General features: G+C 58.7%; 16 protein-coding genes. 6 read left to right on the forward strand and 10 right to left on the reverse strand.

What is annotated here, in order from left to right:
• Window positions 1–19: 19 nt before the first annotated feature.
• The 4 genes from QIT27_RS14130 to QIT27_RS14145 form a co-directional block, all read right to left on the reverse strand.
• Complete coding sequence (locus tag QIT27_RS14130; protein WP_285264179.1) at window positions 20–910, reverse strand: metal ABC transporter permease; 891 nt, start codon at window positions 908–910, stop codon at window positions 20–22.
• Window positions 894–1,628 carry a metal ABC transporter ATP-binding protein gene (locus QIT27_RS14135; protein ID WP_159340679.1) on the reverse strand — a complete coding sequence of 245 codons (735 nt, stop codon included), beginning with the start codon at window positions 1,626–1,628 and terminating at the stop codon, window positions 894–896. The genes QIT27_RS14130 and QIT27_RS14135 overlap by 17 nt, the downstream gene beginning before the upstream one ends.
• Window positions 1,625–1,780 carry a hypothetical protein gene (locus QIT27_RS14140; protein WP_159340680.1) on the reverse strand — a complete coding sequence of 52 codons (156 nt, stop codon included), beginning with the start codon at window positions 1,778–1,780 and terminating at the stop codon, window positions 1,625–1,627. The genes QIT27_RS14135 and QIT27_RS14140 overlap by 4 nt, the downstream gene beginning before the upstream one ends.
• A 432-nt stretch (window positions 1,781–2,212) precedes the next feature.
• Window positions 2,213–2,524 (reverse strand): hypothetical protein, encoded by a 312-nt coding sequence (locus QIT27_RS14145; protein WP_285264180.1) that lies wholly within the window; start codon window positions 2,522–2,524, stop codon window positions 2,213–2,215.
• Window positions 2,525–2,669: 145 nt separating this feature from the next.
• On the opposite strand from QIT27_RS14145, the gene QIT27_RS14150 reads away from it, so the two are divergent.
• On the forward strand, window positions 2,670–4,316 hold the full coding sequence (locus QIT27_RS14150) for a sensor domain-containing protein (RefSeq protein ID WP_285264181.1): 1,647 nt from the start codon (window positions 2,670–2,672) through the stop codon (window positions 4,314–4,316).
• Here QIT27_RS14150 and QIT27_RS14155 read toward each other — a convergent pair.
• Complete coding sequence (locus QIT27_RS14155) at window positions 4,265–5,176, reverse strand: alpha/beta hydrolase (protein WP_285264240.1); 912 nt, start codon at window positions 5,174–5,176, stop codon at window positions 4,265–4,267. The two genes, QIT27_RS14150 and QIT27_RS14155, sit on opposite strands and share 52 nt — an antisense overlap.
• A gap of 152 nt (window positions 5,177–5,328) precedes the next feature.
• Here QIT27_RS14155 and QIT27_RS14160 point away from each other — a divergent pair, with 152 nt between their 5' ends.
• Window positions 5,329–6,354, forward strand: a complete 1,026-nt coding sequence (locus QIT27_RS14160) for an acyltransferase family protein (RefSeq protein WP_253019217.1) — start codon at window positions 5,329–5,331, stop codon at window positions 6,352–6,354.
• Between the two features lie 54 nt (window positions 6,355–6,408).
• Here QIT27_RS14160 and QIT27_RS14165 read toward each other — a convergent pair whose 3' ends face one another.
• Window positions 6,409–7,002 (reverse strand): glycosyltransferase family protein, encoded by a 594-nt coding sequence (locus QIT27_RS14165; RefSeq protein ID WP_285264182.1) that lies wholly within the window; start codon window positions 7,000–7,002, stop codon window positions 6,409–6,411.
• Window positions 7,003–7,558: 556 nt separating this feature from the next.
• Here QIT27_RS14165 and glnA point away from each other — a divergent pair.
• The 4 genes from glnA to ntrC all read left to right on the forward strand — a co-directional run bounded on the left by glnA (window position 7,559) and on the right by ntrC (window position 12,301).
• Window positions 7,559–8,965, forward strand: coding sequence for a glutamate--ammonia ligase (gene glnA / locus QIT27_RS14170; protein WP_159340685.1), 1,407 nt, complete (start codon window positions 7,559–7,561; stop codon window positions 8,963–8,965).
• Between the two features lie 125 nt (window positions 8,966–9,090).
• Window positions 9,091–9,606: a DUF4124 domain-containing protein gene (locus QIT27_RS14175; RefSeq protein WP_350338774.1), complete on the forward strand. Its 516-nt coding sequence runs from the start codon at window positions 9,091–9,093 to the stop codon at window positions 9,604–9,606.
• A 209-nt stretch (window positions 9,607–9,815) separates the two neighbouring features.
• Complete coding sequence (gene glnL, locus QIT27_RS14180; protein ID WP_285264241.1) at window positions 9,816–10,874, forward strand: nitrogen regulation protein NR(II); 1,059 nt, start codon at window positions 9,816–9,818, stop codon at window positions 10,872–10,874.
• Window positions 10,871–12,301 (forward strand): nitrogen regulation protein NR(I), encoded by a 1,431-nt coding sequence (gene ntrC, locus QIT27_RS14185; protein WP_285264183.1) that lies wholly within the window; start codon window positions 10,871–10,873, stop codon window positions 12,299–12,301. The genes glnL and ntrC overlap by 4 nt, the downstream gene beginning before the upstream one ends.
• Here ntrC and QIT27_RS14190 read toward each other — a convergent pair.
• From QIT27_RS14190 to QIT27_RS14205, 4 genes are all read right to left on the reverse strand, one after another.
• Window positions 12,298–13,062 (reverse strand): ChaN family lipoprotein, encoded by a 765-nt coding sequence (locus tag QIT27_RS14190; protein ID WP_285264184.1) that lies wholly within the window; start codon window positions 13,060–13,062, stop codon window positions 12,298–12,300. The genes ntrC and QIT27_RS14190 overlap by 4 nt on opposite strands.
• Window positions 13,063–13,171: 109 nt before the next feature.
• Window positions 13,172–13,348: a DUF6435 family protein gene (locus tag QIT27_RS14195; RefSeq protein ID WP_159340689.1), complete on the reverse strand. Its 177-nt coding sequence runs from the start codon at window positions 13,346–13,348 to the stop codon at window positions 13,172–13,174.
• Between the two features lie 73 nt (window positions 13,349–13,421).
• Window positions 13,422–13,952 (reverse strand): YqiA/YcfP family alpha/beta fold hydrolase, encoded by a 531-nt coding sequence (locus QIT27_RS14200; RefSeq protein WP_285264242.1) that lies wholly within the window; start codon window positions 13,950–13,952, stop codon window positions 13,422–13,424.
• 5 nt (window positions 13,953–13,957) lie between these two features.
• Window positions 13,958–14,089: an entericidin A/B family lipoprotein gene (locus tag QIT27_RS14205; RefSeq protein WP_285264185.1), complete on the reverse strand. Its 132-nt coding sequence runs from the start codon at window positions 14,087–14,089 to the stop codon at window positions 13,958–13,960.
• Window positions 14,090–14,550 lie beyond the last annotated feature (461 nt).

Genomic DNA, 14,550 nt, shown 5'->3' on the forward strand with positions numbered 1-14,550 from the left:
AACGTGAGACGATCATCCGCTAGTGCGACTGCTCCATCGCCAGCGGCGTGGTTTTACGCCGTAACTTCGCGGCTAAGCTGTGGTAGCGGCCAAACAGCGCCGAGAACAAGTACGCTCCCCCGGCCAGTAAGATAATGCTCGGGCCAGATGGCGTGTCCAAATGGAACGACAGCAGCAGCCCGCCGGTACTGGCCAGCATCGCTAACACCACGGCGATGCCCATCAAGCCCTCTAACCGCTTGCTCCAAAACCGCGCTGCCGTAGCGGGCAGCATCATTAAGCCAACGGCCATCAGCGTGCCCAGGGTTTGGAAGCCCGCCGTCAAGTTGAGCACCAGCAGCCCTAAAAAGACGCTATGTACCCAACCGCTGCGGCGGTTTTGGCCGCGTAGAAACAGCGGGTCTAAACACTCCACCACCAAGGAGCGGAAAATAACCGCCAGGGTGATGACGATCAGCGTGCTGATCGAGGCGATCAGCAGCAGCGCCGTGGAGTTAATCGCCAAAATGGAGCCAAACAGCACGTGGGTAAGATCCACACTGCTGCCACCCATGGAAATCAGCATGACCCCGGCGGCCAACGAAATGATAAAAAAGCTCGCCATGGCCGCATCTTCACGCTGGCCGCCCATCTTCGAGACCGCCCCCGCCAGCAACGCCACCATGACCCCAAACAGCACGCCACCGACACTCATCACCGGCAGCGAAAAGCCCGCCAGCAAAAAGCCCAGCGCCACGCCGGGTAAGATCGCGTGGGCCATGGCATCGCCAATCAGGCTCATGCCGCGCAGCACCAAAAACACCCCAAGGGGCGGAGCGGCTAGTGAAAGCGCTAGCCCGCCGACCACGGCACGGCGCATAAAGCCGTAATCGAACGGCGCGATCAGCCACGCATCAAGCAGTGCCAGCATGGCGGCCTCCTAAGGTAAACGGCACCACTTGAGCAGGCGCGTGCTGCTGGTTCAGCGCGCTGGGCGCGACCCAACGGCCATGACCACCGCTTAGCATCAGCACTTCGTCGGCCAAGCGGCGCAGGTGATCCATGTCATGCAGCACGATGATGATCGTCACGCCCTCATCGGCCATTTGGCGAAAAATACGAATCAAAATATCGACGGTGTCGCTGTCCACGTTGGCAAACGGCTCATCCAGTAGCAGCAGCTCGGCCTCTTGCATCAACGTTCGGCCAATTAGCGCCCGCTGGCGCTGGCCCCCGGACAGCTCGCCCAGCGGGCGGTGGGCCAAGTGAGAAATGCCCAGGCGTGCCATGATGTCACGGCCTTTGCGGTAGTGGGCCGCACAGTAACCTTTCATGGCCCCGTGGCTAGGCCAGCTGCCGGTCATCACCAGCTCTTCCACGCTCATCGGGAAGGTCAGGTCGAGCGCCAGCTGCTGAGGCAGCCAAGCGCGGCGGGCGTTATCTACCGTGCATATCACCTTGCCACTAATAGGCCTGAGTTCGCCCATGATGGCCTGAATCAGCGTGCTCTTACCGGCGCCATTCGCGCCGATGAGTGCGGTAATCGCGCCGGATTTGATATCGCCATCCACATGTTCGAGCACCGTGCGGCGACCCTGCGCCAGGTGCAGATCGTGGAGCTGCAAGCGCGAAGAGGAACGTTCGCTCATAGTGGCCACCCGCCAGCGCCAGCCCACACCACAAGGCCCCATAGCGCAAACAGCGGCAGTGCCACCAATCCCAGCCGCTTACGGGCCGACAGCGACATCAGCGAAAAATGACAAGGACCTTCCTTGTTATGGCGATGCATGTGCTCACTCATCGAGCGACCTCGCTAACGGATAAATAAGTTATAACATAACATTCGGTAAAACCAAAAAAGTGGCGGATATTTTACGCGCTCACAGCGCGCTGACAACGGTGAGCGCGCTAATCTTTGAGCTGCGTAATAAGCGCTCTTCCCAACGCTATCACTAGCGAGTGAGGAGAAGGGCGGGCAAACGAAGAGGCGAGGGCTGGTGGGCGCCATCAGTCGCGTTGGGACGTTTCCCTCCGAGAGACCCCTTGCGCGCCTCATCTCCGGCGCTTTCACTCGGCTTGGGTCTGCCACCCATTCGACTGGTTCAGCAGCAACATTGCTGCTGCCGCTGATATTGCTTAAAGGGAACGATGTAGTGGCGTGGAGAGATGCGAACACTCACTGGAGAAGGCATAGTCATCTGCGATTTTTAAAAAGTAGTTCGCCGCACGGTGATTACTCCTTCTCCTCATCCTCTTCCCAGCGTTCCATGGCGCGTTTGTCGTCAGGTAGGCGGACCATGTCGCCGACAGTGAGCTTGTGTTGCGATTTAAAGCGGTGGCCGTGCTGGTCGAGAATGGCGGCGACGCTGCCGATGCTCACGGCGTCTTCTTCCCGGTAGGCTTCGACCTTGACCCGTACGATACGGCCTTGATAACGGGCAGAGAGTATAGCGCCGGGGTAAGGGGGCGTGTGGTCGGGGTCGTTTTTGAAGAAGGCGGCGACGCTGGCGCTGCCGGGGTCGTCCCATTCGACGTGTTGATGCATGGTCAGTGTCCTTACATAAGTCGTTAGAAAACAAGCAGACGCTTTCAGTGTAGTGTGCGTTGGCGGCACTCGGCCAATGTGCATAGACAGCTGTGGCCTATGCGCTTAACTTACGAGTTTAAGGGAACCTGGGGGAGAGGCCGCGATGCATCCGTACCGAGCGCTATTCGAGCAGTCGGGCACACCGCTTTTCGTCGTCGAGCGTTCAGCCCCTGATGCAATGAACGTGTACGCGAACGCAGCCTTTCGGCGCGTGGTGGGGTGGGCCGCCGATAACAGCGAGATGGCGCTGGCCAACTGCTTTCCCCTCGACGTAACTAACGTGCTGGCCGCCGTACAGGCTTGTGACCAGCAGCAGGCCGTTCAGGAACTGATGGTGACCTGGGCAGACGCCTCACGGCGTTGGCAACTGCAGCTCTCGCCCGTGGTGGACGGCGAGTATCGCGCCGTGTATGGGGCGTTGCATCAGCCCGCGCTGCCGTTTGGCGAGTCGTTGGATGCGTTGCTCTCGCAGCTACCGGGCTTCATTTACCAGTTGCACTACTCGCGCACGGGCACCTGGCGTTACACCTATGTGGGGCAGCGGGTCGAGGAGATGTTTGGGGTGAGCGTGGAAGAGGCGCTGGCCGATGCGCAGACGCTGCTAGCCAACATTCACCCTGGGGATCGCGATGCGGTCATCGAAAGTTCGCTGGAGAGCGCACGCACGATGACGCCGTGGAAACAGGAATTTCGAATGTTCCACCGTCGTGGCGAAATGCTGTGGGTGGAAGCCAGTGACCAACCCCGACGCGAGCCGGATGGCAGCGTGCTGTGGACGGGGTACGCCAACGATATTACCCAGCGCAAAGCGCTGGAATCGGCACTGAAATCCAGCGAGCAGCGTTTTCGCCAGTTGGTGGAGCAGGCGAACGATATCATCTACACGCTCAGCGCGGACGGCACGATGACCTATATCTCTCCTAACTGGCAGCGCATTTTAGGCCACGAAGTGAGCGATGTGCTCGGCCGTAATATGAGTGCCGTGCTGCACCCGGAGGATTTGGAAGCGTGCCGCCGCTATATCGAGAAAGTGTTCGTGACGGCCGAGCCGCAGGGGCTGATCGAGTACCGCGTACAGCATGCCAATGGCGAGTGGCGTTGGCACTTCACCAACGGTGCGCCACTGTTGGATGACCAGGGCAATGTGACCAGCTTTCTAGGTATTTCCCACGATATTACCCCGCGGCGCGAGATGGAGCAGCGAGTACTGCATCTCGCCCAGCACGACACCCTGACCGACCTGCCCAACCGGGCGATGTTCTTTGATGAGCTGGGGCAGGCGCTGGCCAAGGCGCTGCGCTCGGATGGTCAGTTGGCGTTCTTGTTCATCGACTTGGATAACTTCAAGCCGGTGAATGACCGCTGGGGACACGGTGTGGGGGATCAATTGCTGAAAGACGTTGCCCAGCGTATGCGATGTCGGCTGCGCGGCACGGATATGGTGGGGCGGATTGGCGGTGATGAGTTTGTGGCGCTGTTGGGCGGCCCGGTCATGGAAGAGGAGGCGCTGGCCGTTGCCAACCAGCTCTGCCGTGCGCTGGCCGAGCCGTTTGCTCTGACGGTGGGCGACGTGCGCGTCTCCGCCAGTATCGGCGTAGCGCTCTTTCCGCAGCATGCCCGGGATGAAGCCTCCTTGATTCACTGTGCGGATCAGGCGATGTACCACGCCAAAGCCCAAGGTCGCAATCGCGCGGTTCTCTACTCCGCTGGCGCCTCGGATAGGGCCGTTTGCGGCGAGCCGACGTACTGAAACATGAACGTCAGTGCTGCGGGCAGGCTGGCTCGCCAAACACGCCAGGTATGGCCACCGGGATACAGGTCGAGCCGCACCGCGCCGGGCTGTATACGCTCCATGGCCTGACGAAGCTGGCGGGCATGGAACTCGGCATCGTACACATCGCTGCGACCAGCGCTGATATAGAGCGGCACCGGGGGTGTGTCGCTTCGTTCGGCTTCCGGGCGCGGCGTCACGCGCAGTCGGTAGCTTTCCAAATGGGCAGTGTAATTGAGCCGCTCCCAGAGCGTCTGATCGAACGCCCCTTGCGCGTTCAAAAACGCCGGATGCCGGTGGGCTGACGAATTCTCAGGCGGGGCGGGAACGTAGCTGGCAGGGCTGAGGGCGGCCGCAGCGGCGAACAGCTCCGGCCGTTCGAGGGCGAAGTTGACGGCTCCATACCCTCCGGCCGAGAGTCCGGCGACGCCGCGCTGCTGGCGTGTCGTGCCGACATGATAGGTTGCCTCGATATGCGGCATCAGGTCGTTGAAAAAGGCGCTGCGGGCGGCTTCGTTATATCCGTCGACCCACCAGCTGCGGCTGCCGGGCATCACGAATACGGCCGGGGGCACATGTCCCGCGTCGATCAACCGGTCGGCGGTGTTGGGAAGGTTCCCCTTGGTGGCCCAGTCGAGCTCGTTACCAAACGAGCCATGCAGTAGATACACCACCGGATAGGGCATCGAGGCGTGTGGATCATAATCGTCCGGTAAATAGACCGTGTACGGATAGTCGTACCCTAGGGTGGGCGAGAAGAACTGTTCACGGGACACGTCGCCAGCCAGGGTCGCGCCGCTGAGCATCAGCCCGCTCATCACGCCGATCGTCGTGCTCATCCAGCGGATAAAGCGAGCGAGGGAAAAGTGTCTGCGCACGAAGCCTCCAGGAATTTACCGTCGGTTAAAGGGTCGGACAGCGGTGTAACCCGGCCTGTTCATTGCCGTAAGCCCATACATCAGCTTAGCAGCGGTGGTTTGGTGGAGGTTCGATGCAAAAAATCGAGGAGATCTATTGGCTGCGCGCTTACGGCTGTGTCGCCGTCTTTCTATTCCATTGGCTTGATCATATCAACCAGCGTGTGGATAACGTCGCCACGGACCTGATGCGCATACCGCTGGTGCTGGGCACACCGGTCTTCCTGTTCATTTCGGTCTTCGTCTTTGCCGTTCGATACGATCAACAGGTGCCGCCAGGCTTTCTGCTGCAGCGGGTGAAGTACGTCATGTTGCCCTATGTGGTGTACGGAAGTATCTACTCCACGGCCCAGTGGTGGCAGCTGGCGGGAAGCGAGAACGCCGTGGGGTTTTGGGAAAATGCCAAAGTCTATTTTCTTTACGCCGAGTGGCATGGCTACTTTTTGATTATCGCCATGCAGTTCTATGCGGCGTACTGGGCGTACACGCGCTGGCGGCTATGGCGCTATCACCCGGTACCGTGGCTGGTGGCTGCCTGCTGGGTGAGCATGGCGTATTGGGGCTTGGCCTATGCCTTCGAGATCGAGCCGCCGGGCTACTTGCTTTGGGTGGCACCGCTGGGCTGGGTGTATCTGTTTTTTTTGGCCCTGGTTCTGGTGCGTTACTACCCGTTAACGCCCTCGGCTACGCTGGTCGAGCGGCCCGTATGGCTGCAACTCCTTTCCCAACCGCGTTGGCTTTTCCTGTTCGTCGGCGTAATCGTGCTGGCCACGTTCGAGCATTGGCTGGCGTTCTCGTCGAAGGAAGTCTGGGTCATTCCCTTCTTCGTGCTGTTCACCCTGGCGCTGATGCGTGGCTTGAAAGGACGCAGAGCGCCTGGCTGGGTGCGCTATATCAATGCTTACTCGTTTGGTATTTATCTGGCGCATCCGATGTTTTTCACGCTCACCGATACGTTCGTGGGCGTGACGACACTGCCGCTGGTGGTTTACGCGGTGCTGCTCATCGTCGTAGGCAGCGTTGGCTCTATTTTGCTCAACAAAGCGGCCAATACCACGACGATGGGGGCCATGCTGTTGGGTAAGCGGTTGAAGGTATGAGTGCAGGGTAAGGTAGGTGACAGGGTGGGCATCGATGCGCGGAACCAGAAAAGGCTAGGGCGAGGTGGATGACTGGCTGTTTGGTGAGCCACGGGCCAACCCCAACGATTCGCCGCTCAAGGTTTTAAGCCGGGTCGGGCAAGCGTAAAGGCGCTGTAAAAAATCGAGCAGGGCTGGCTCATCCAGCTCGGGATCGAAGCCACCAATGCGCTCCAACCAGGCGCGCCGAATGGCAATGTAGGGCGGTACGGACACGGCCGTACTGAGAAAGTGCAGCAGCAATCGCTCCGAAAACCGGGGCGTAGCCGCGTTGATGAGCAGTGCATCCATCGCCGTGTTGAGCTGCGGATAGAGCAGGTACCAAAACTGTGCCGCCATGGGTTCTTTATGCAGCGCAATCAGCAGCCACTCTGCTTGACTGATATAAGCCGCTTGATTGAGGCGCGCGCCGAGCATTTGCGAGGGGGTTACCAGACAGTGGGCATGATAACGCTGTTCGAGGGCGGTGAGCCGCTCGTCCGCCTGCGCGCAGGTGACGATGATCGGCATCACATGATCGGCCAGGCCGGACTGGCGAATGGAGCGCAAGTGGCGCGGTAGCAAAGCTCCTGTCACTGAAGCGTCTACGATAAAGCAAACCGTACCCATGCACGCGGCTTCCTTTTGTTATGAAGCATCTCCGATTGTAATTTATTGTAGATGTGGGTTTCTTTGCGTAGCAAGAGAAACTTTTTTAACAACAGGGAGGTGCAATTTCCTCTCATCTAACCAATTTGGTGCGTTCTTTGGCTTGTGTGCACTATTTTTGTGCATATGAGACGCGAGATGCCCTTTCCGTACGAAGCGTGACGATGTGTTGCCACATTAAGACGCAGACGTTTAGTGATTTTTCGTATTTAAAAACAATGGCTTGTTATTTTTTATGGCCATTATGGTGCAGGATTGGCATGCTCTGTGCTTATGAATCATAGATAGTTTCATCAGCGGCTATTGAAGCGTAGGCAGACGCCTCCAGGCGTGCTACAACGATAGCCGGTCTGAAATGATCGCTGGGCGGTTTGTTATCCATCGTCAGACAAACGTTAAGCGAACAAAAAAGACAAACGCGCCACATGCAATTGCGTGTTGAACGATTTGTTGAATAACACTTTTATCGATAGCTTACAGTTACACGCTTTAAGCCACGCTCATACCGGAGGACACTATGTCAGCCAAGACTCTCGCGCTAATCGAAGAACATGATGTTAAGTGGGTAGACCTGCGTTTCACCGACACGCGCGGTAAAGAGCAGCACGTCACCGTACCGGCACGTGACGTGAACGAAGAGTTTTTTGAAAATGGCCAGATGTTCGATGGCTCTTCCATCAACGGTTGGAAGGGCATCAACGAGTCTGACATGATCCTGCGTCCGGAAGACGGCACCGGTTTCTTGGACCCCTTCACCGAAGACGCTACCCTGATTCTGCGTTGCGACATCATCGAGCCGGCGACCATGCAGGGCTACGATCGCGACCCGCGCTCCATCGCTAAGCGTGCCGAAGCGTACCTGCAGTCTACCGGTCTGGGCGACACGGCCTTCTTCGGTCCGGAGCCGGAATTCTTCATCTTCGACGAAGTACACTGGAAAGCCGACATCCAAGGCGCCATGTACAAAATCACCTCTGATGAAGGTGCATGGGCGACCAGCAACCAAGTCGAAGGTGGCAATCTGGGCCACCGTCCGCGCGTGAAAGGCGGCTACTTCCCGGTTCCCCCGGTCGATAGCTTCCACGATATCCGTGGCGCGATGTGTAATACCCTGGAAGCGATTGGCCAAACCGTGGAAGTACACCACCACGAAGTAGCTAACGCGGGTCAGAACGAAATCGGCGTTAAATTCAACACGCTGGTGAAGAAAGCTGACGAAGTTCAGGAAATGAAGTACGTGATCCACAACGTGGCACACGCTTACGGCAAAACCGCTACCTTCATGCCGAAGCCGCTGGTAGGCGACAACGGTTCGGGTATGCACGTACACCAGTCGTTCTGGAAAGATGGCCAGAACCAGTTCGCGGGTGACGAGTACGCGGGCCTGTCTGAAATGGCGCTGTACTACATCGGCGGTATCATCAAGCACGCTCGTGCCCTGAACGCCTTCACCAACGCTTCTACCAACTCGTACAAGCGTCTGGTGCCGGGCTTCGAAGCACCGGTCATGCTGGCCTACAGTGCCCGTAACCGTTCTGCTTCTATCCGTATTCCGTACACCGCTAGCCCGAAAGGCAAGCGTGTCGAGACTCGCTTCCCGGATCCGACCGCCAACCCCTACTTGGCGTTTGCAGCGATGCTGATGGCGGGTATCGACGGTATCAAGAACAAGATCCACCCTGGCGATGCCATGGATAAGAACCTGTACGACCTGCCGCCGGAAGAAGGCAAGTCCGTACCGACCGTTGCCAACAGCCTGGATCAAGCACTGGAAGCACTCGATGCTGACCGTGCGTTCCTGACCGAAGGTGGCGTGTTCACCGACGACATGATCGATGCCTACATCGAACTGAAGATGGAAGACGTCGAGCGTATCCGCATGACGACTCACCCGATTGAGTTCGACATGTACTACTCTTGCTAAGAACGGTCTTTAATGACGGTGCTAAAATCACCCTTGCGGTGTGATTAGCCAGAAAACCCCGCCTCGGCGGGGTTTTTTTATGGAAGCGAAATACGCAGGGGCTAGTAATGATAAGCAGACGACGTTTGCAAAACAGAATAGGTTTATCCACAGCGGCGGTGCTTCTACTGTGCCTGTGGGTAAGCGTGGCCCAGTCGCAAACGGTGTATCGCGTGGTGGATGAGCAGGGCAACGTGACGTTTACCGATAACCCTGAGCGGGGTGGGGATGCCATTACGCTGGCACCGCTGCCCAGCATGCCATCGGCGTCGCGCCCTTCTACAGCGGCACCGCGAAGCCTGGGTAGGCCGGGTCAGCCGTTTATGCCTTATGACCGTTTTACGATTGCTAATCCCGCTAGCGGTGCTTCCGTGCGGGGCGGTATGACGCCAGTGGAAGTGCAGGTGGTGCCACCGCTGCGAGACGACCATCAGATTCAACTGCTGGTGAATGGCGAACTCAGCCAGTCGGCCCTGCATAGTGACGCTTTCTGGTTGGCAGGCTTGCCTGCAGGGGCGCACCAAGTGTACGCCGAGCTGCTGGATAGCCAGGGCCGTGTGCAGCACCGCACCGATCCGGTGACTATTTTTATCGCTGAATAGTCTTGTGCACTATAATGGTGCATTAGGGCGGCGAGGGCGACAGCGCATTGCGCTATAAAGGCTCGCCATGCGCCCGTCATCTGCCCACAAGCCGTGCAAGCCGCGGTTTGCGCTGAATTGGCGCGCTTTTTGCAGCTCCTCCCCTAACACCCCTCTTTAATGGATCAGTGCCCATGAGTATTGGTCGGAGCGACGCTTCAGGACACGCCATGTATCAGCGCTTACTCGAACACCTCACCACCGCAGTTCTGCTGCTCGACGGTGAACTCCGCGTGCGCTGGATGAACCCGGCCGCGGAAGCGCTGCTGGCGGTGAGCTTCAGCCGCGTGCAGGGCATCAGTTTGGATACGTTGCTCGGCGGTGATGAAAGCATCGATGAAGTGCTGGCCAAAGCGCGCGATGCGTTCCATCCCTACACACAGCGCGAGGCGCGTATTACGCCGCTCAATAGCGACCCGCTGACCGTCGATTATACGGTCACGCCACTCTCTGCCGATGAACTGCTGTTGGAGGTCGAGCCGCGGGATCGCTTGATGCAGATCTCCCGGGAAGAGGCGCTCACCACTCGCCAAGAGACCATCAAGGTGCTGGCGCGGGGCTTGGCTCACGAGGTGAAGAACCCTTTAGGAGGCATTCGCGGCGCCGCACAGCTGCTGGAGCGGGATTTGGACGACCCGGCCCTACGCGAGTTTACCCATATTATCGTGGAGGAGGTCGACCGCCTGCGGGATTTGGTCGACTCCATGCTGGGCCCCAATCGCATTATCAAACACGAGCCCGTCAACATTCATAAAGTGTTGGAGCGCGTGCGGGCTCTGCTGATTGCCGAGCATCCGCAGGTCACCATCAGTCGCGACTATGATCCTAGCCTACCGGACCTGTCCGGTGACGAATCACAAATGATCCAAGCGGTGCTCAACGTAGCGCGCAACGCCGTTCAGGCCATGAGCGATGCGGGCACGTCCGCTCCCGAACTGACGCTTCGGACCCGTGCGCGCCGTCAGTTTACCCTGGGGGCCGAACGGCATCGCTTGGTGAGTGAAGTGGGCGTGATCGATAACGGCCCTGGTATTCCCGAGGCGCTGCGCGACACGCTTTTTTACCCGATGGTCTCTGGCCGCGCGGAAGGCAGCGGCCTAGGGCTATCGATTGCCCAGTCAATATTGCACCAACATCAAGGATTGATCGAATGCGACTCACGACCCGGACATACCGAATTTCGTTTACTGATTCCATTGGTTATTAATTGCACCGGAGAAGCGTCATGACTGAGGCGACACGTACCGATGTTGCACGAGTGGTTATTGTCGATGATGACCGCGCTATCCGCTGGGTGTTGGAGCGCGCGCTGGCGCAACCCGACTTGGAGGTCGAGTGTATCGAGCGAGCGGATACGGCGCTTGCGCGACTGTTGGACAATCCGCCGGATGTGCTGGTCACTGATATCCGTATGCCGGGCATCGACGGGCTGGATTTGATGTCGCGGGTGCGTGACGCCCATCCGGACCTGCCGGTCATCGTCATGACCGCACACTCCGACCTGGACAGCGCCGTGGCCTCTTATCAGGGTGGGGCGTTCGAGTACTTGCCCAAGCCGTTCGATGTGGACGAAGCGCTCGCGCTGGTGCGCCGTGCGGTCGCCCACGCCCGTGAACGCCAGCGCCCGGTGAGCGTGCCAGAGGGGTTGAGCGCCGAAATCATCGGTGAAGCGCCTGCCATGCAGGAAGTCTTTCGCGCCATTGGTCGGCTCTCCCACTCGCATATTACGGTACTGATCAACGGCGAGTCGGGCACGGGTAAAGAGCGAGTGGCTCAGGCGCTGCACCAGCACAGCCCCCGGTCTGGCAAGCCGTTTATTGCACTGAATATGGCGGCGATTCCGCGCGACTTGATCGAATCCGAGCTGTTTGGGCACGAAAAAGGGGCCTTTACCGGTGCGGCCCAGCAGCGCCAAGGCCGCTTCGAGCAGGCCAACGGCGGCACGCTGTTTCTGGATGAGATCGGCGATATGCCGGCCGAAACGCAAACGCGTCTGCTGCGCGTGCTGGCCGACGGCGAGTTTTACCGGGTGGGCGGTCACACGCCGGTGAAAGTCGATGTGCGGATCATCGCGGCAACGCATCAAAATCTCGAATCGCTCGTCGACGATGGGCGCTTCCGGGAGGATCTGTTCCACCGCCTGAACGTGATTCGCGTTCATCTTCCGCGTTTAGCCGAACGGCGCGAAGACATTCCTCGGCTCACCCGCCACTTCCTGGCCGAAGCCGCCAAAGAGTTGTCTACCGACATCAAAGTGTTGACCCCCGAAGCAGAAGCGCATTTAACGCGTCTGCCCTGGCCAGGGAACGTCCGTCAATTGGAAAATATCTGCCGCTGGCTGACGGTGATGGCTTCCGGTCGGGAAATCCTGGTCGAAGACCTGCCGCCCGAACTACGGACGGTAGGAGCCTCCGAGAGCAGCGTATACGGCGATTGGCGTACGGCATTTCGAGACTGGGCCGATCATGCGTTGGCCGAAGGGCATACGCATCTGCTGGAAGAAGCGGTGCCCGATTTCGAGCGTATTCTGATCGAAACGGCGCTCAAGCATACCGGTGGACGTAAGGGCGAAGCCGCCGAGCTGCTGGGCTGGGGGCGCAACACCTTGACCCGTAAGCTTAAAACGCTGCTGCCTGCGCTGGCGGATGACGCCTAATTCGTGGGCTCGCGGGTAAGGGATGGGGGGAGAACAAAGACGGCATCGGCAAGCGCTGGGTCTGGGACACGGCACTCCGCCTGTTCCCAGGGCAGCAGGCTGAGGGTGTGCTGGATCCCCATCCCTTCGAGCTGATGCTCTACGCCGTGGCCGTAGATGACGTGGCCAAGGCCCATTAAGCCAACGGCTAACGCGCCCTCTTTGACGGCTTCTGCCAGGCCGTGCGCCATGGCGGTGTCCCAGGCGAGCTGCGCTTGGGTGAAGCGGGACAACATCGCAGGGTTCTCTTGCCCCATGCCATGCTGCTCGAATACCTGGGTCAAACGCTGCTGATAGGCTGCATGGGCGGGTAGCGGGGCAGGAATTCCGTAGCGCTGGTCAGCGGGTAACTGATCAAAGCCCTCTTGGACGAGCCGTTGGCGCAGTTCTGGCGTGATGTTGAGGGCGACGAGCGGAATCGCTTGTAGTCGCGCGAAGTGAAAAATGGGCATGTAAAGCGCAGCATCGAACCCCCACGCCTCTTCCCAGTGGCTTTCGGCCAGCAGCGCTGTCTCGGTCAGCTCGCCCGCTACCCAGCGGTCCAACACTGGCTGAGCGCTTCTAGGCAGCATCTCCAAGCCAATCACCATGTCGGCACGGTGCGCGTAGAGTCCCGCTAAGGTGTGTAGCTGCCAGCGGTGGTGGTCTTCGGCGTCGTGCTGTTCACCCAGCAGTACGACTTGCTGCTGAGCGGCCTGGGCAAGCAGCGTTGGTGCGTCCACGGCACCGCCTGCCTGCCACCACTGCCCGGTTGACGGGCAATTCCCATATGCGTGACCCGTGGCAAGCGCTAGCGTCAGCAGAATCCGCGGCCACCTTGGGCGCATCGTGTTAGCCCTTCTGCGCTTTGAGCCGGTTGATCTCGGCCAGAAGCTCTTCTGCTTCTTCGGTCAGCGTGGCATTGGCCCGCATATCGCCGTTACGGGAAGCCTCCATCGCTGCCTGGAGTTTGCGTTCATAGGCCTGCTGGAGCTTCTTTTGGGGATCGCGATTGAATAGTCCAAACATGAGCACTCTCCTTTTTCGTGTATATCCTTTGTATAGATATGAGGTGGCAATGTCGACTATTTGTCGTATTTTTTTATGTCGCCCCTCGCTGACCGTCAGCGCACTGCGCTAGAAAGCGTCTGAAATCCGCTAGAATCGTGTCCAGGCTGCCGTGCAAACGGTGGTCGTCATCGATCATTCGTAGCGAGAGTCGCTGTACACGGGCGCGTTCGATCACGGGCCCTGGGGGAACGACATCGTCCTGCCAGCCATGAATGATATGCGTGTACTGCGCTTGGATCGTGGGGGACGTTTCAGGATACTCGGGCAACCCCAGCGCAGGGGCGAGTAGAAAACAGCCCAATACGGGCGTTTGGGCACTGACCGCCGCACTCAACCAGCCTCCCAGGCTAGAGCCTGCCAAAACGCAGCGGGCGGGATCGTCGCCGCGCGACTGTAGCGTTCTGGTGAGGTGTGCCAGCCGGTCGGTTGGCTCGTCCATGCCGCGGTAATCCATGATGACCGGCTCACAGTCATCCAACTGTTCGGCGACCCCTTTGAGTGCCTGCATTTTCAGGGCGCCGGGGCCACTTTCCAGCCCGTGTGAAAGGTAGACGGTCATCATCATGGTCAGTCCGCCGAGCGCTGAATGGCTTCGCCGCCCTGTTCGATATCTTGCCCCATACCGCGAACGGTATTGCAGCCACTCATTACCAATAGCATTGCCAACAGTAGGATGCCTAGTGCGATGGTACGTTTCATCGGTCTTTCCTCATGCCTCAGTATGCCCATGCGAGCGTCTTGGTGTGATGAGTAACATAAGCGTTGTGGCATTCGGCCGCCACTCGGAAACGCGGGTTTTGGTCACGTTGTGCCAACGACGGGGGCAAGGAGGCGACGTGCCGTGCGGTTTTGTCGCATGTGCCAGTTTGCTACATGAAAATTAGCTATCGGTGGCATGGCGCGACCGCCTCGTGAGCTTGAGTTATTTTTTAAGTTTTTGTTTTTAATAGGTTTATTTTTTATTTTTCACGATTGGCCCAAAGCCTGCATTATTCTAGATAGATATGAAGACCTGCAGTCGCCACTACATCAGTATCAGTATGACAGGAACGTTTAACAGCGTGAGCAGGCTGACAAGCAACTCAGGAAGGCAGGATGCCTAGTATGTAACAGGGAGGTGAAGGACGCTCAGCCTGCTCACTCTTATCGACATAGGACGT

The organism is Halomonas sp. LC1 (genome assembly GCF_030247125.1).
In the GTDB taxonomy this organism is placed as follows: domain Bacteria; phylum Pseudomonadota; class Gammaproteobacteria; order Pseudomonadales; family Halomonadaceae; genus Vreelandella.

Bases quoted from the DNA above. Each gene is read 5' to 3' on its own strand.
- QIT27_RS14130 (WP_285264179.1), bottom strand. From the start codon at position 910: ATGCTGGCACTGCTTGATGCGTGGCTGATCGCGCCGTTCGATTACGGC.
- QIT27_RS14135 (WP_159340679.1), bottom strand. From the start codon at position 1,628: ATGAGCGAACGTTCCTCTTCGCGCTTGCAGCTCCACGATCTGCACCTG.
- QIT27_RS14140 (WP_159340680.1), bottom strand. From the start codon at position 1,780: ATGAGTGAGCACATGCATCGCCATAACAAGGAAGGTCCTTGTCATTTT.
- QIT27_RS14145 (WP_285264180.1), bottom strand. From the start codon at position 2,524: ATGCATCAACACGTCGAATGGGACGACCCCGGCAGCGCCAGCGTCGCC.
- QIT27_RS14150 (WP_285264181.1), top strand. From the start codon at position 2,670: ATGCATCCGTACCGAGCGCTATTCGAGCAGTCGGGCACACCGCTTTTC.
- QIT27_RS14155 (WP_285264240.1), bottom strand. From the start codon at position 5,176: ATGAGCACGACGATCGGCGTGATGAGCGGGCTGATGCTCAGCGGCGCG.
- QIT27_RS14160 (WP_253019217.1), top strand. From the start codon at position 5,329: ATGCAAAAAATCGAGGAGATCTATTGGCTGCGCGCTTACGGCTGTGTC.
- QIT27_RS14165 (WP_285264182.1), bottom strand. From the start codon at position 7,002: ATGGGTACGGTTTGCTTTATCGTAGACGCTTCAGTGACAGGAGCTTTG.
- glnA (WP_159340685.1), top strand. From the start codon at position 7,559: ATGTCAGCCAAGACTCTCGCGCTAATCGAAGAACATGATGTTAAGTGG.
- glnL (WP_285264241.1), top strand. From the start codon at position 9,816: ATGTATCAGCGCTTACTCGAACACCTCACCACCGCAGTTCTGCTGCTC.
- ntrC (WP_285264183.1), top strand. From the start codon at position 10,871: ATGACTGAGGCGACACGTACCGATGTTGCACGAGTGGTTATTGTCGAT.
- QIT27_RS14195 (WP_159340689.1), bottom strand. From the start codon at position 13,348: ATGTTTGGACTATTCAATCGCGATCCCCAAAAGAAGCTCCAGCAGGCC.
- QIT27_RS14200 (WP_285264242.1), bottom strand. From the start codon at position 13,952: ATGATGACCGTCTACCTTTCACACGGGCTGGAAAGTGGCCCCGGCGCC.
- QIT27_RS14205 (WP_285264185.1), bottom strand. From the start codon at position 14,089: ATGAAACGTACCATCGCACTAGGCATCCTACTGTTGGCAATGCTATTG.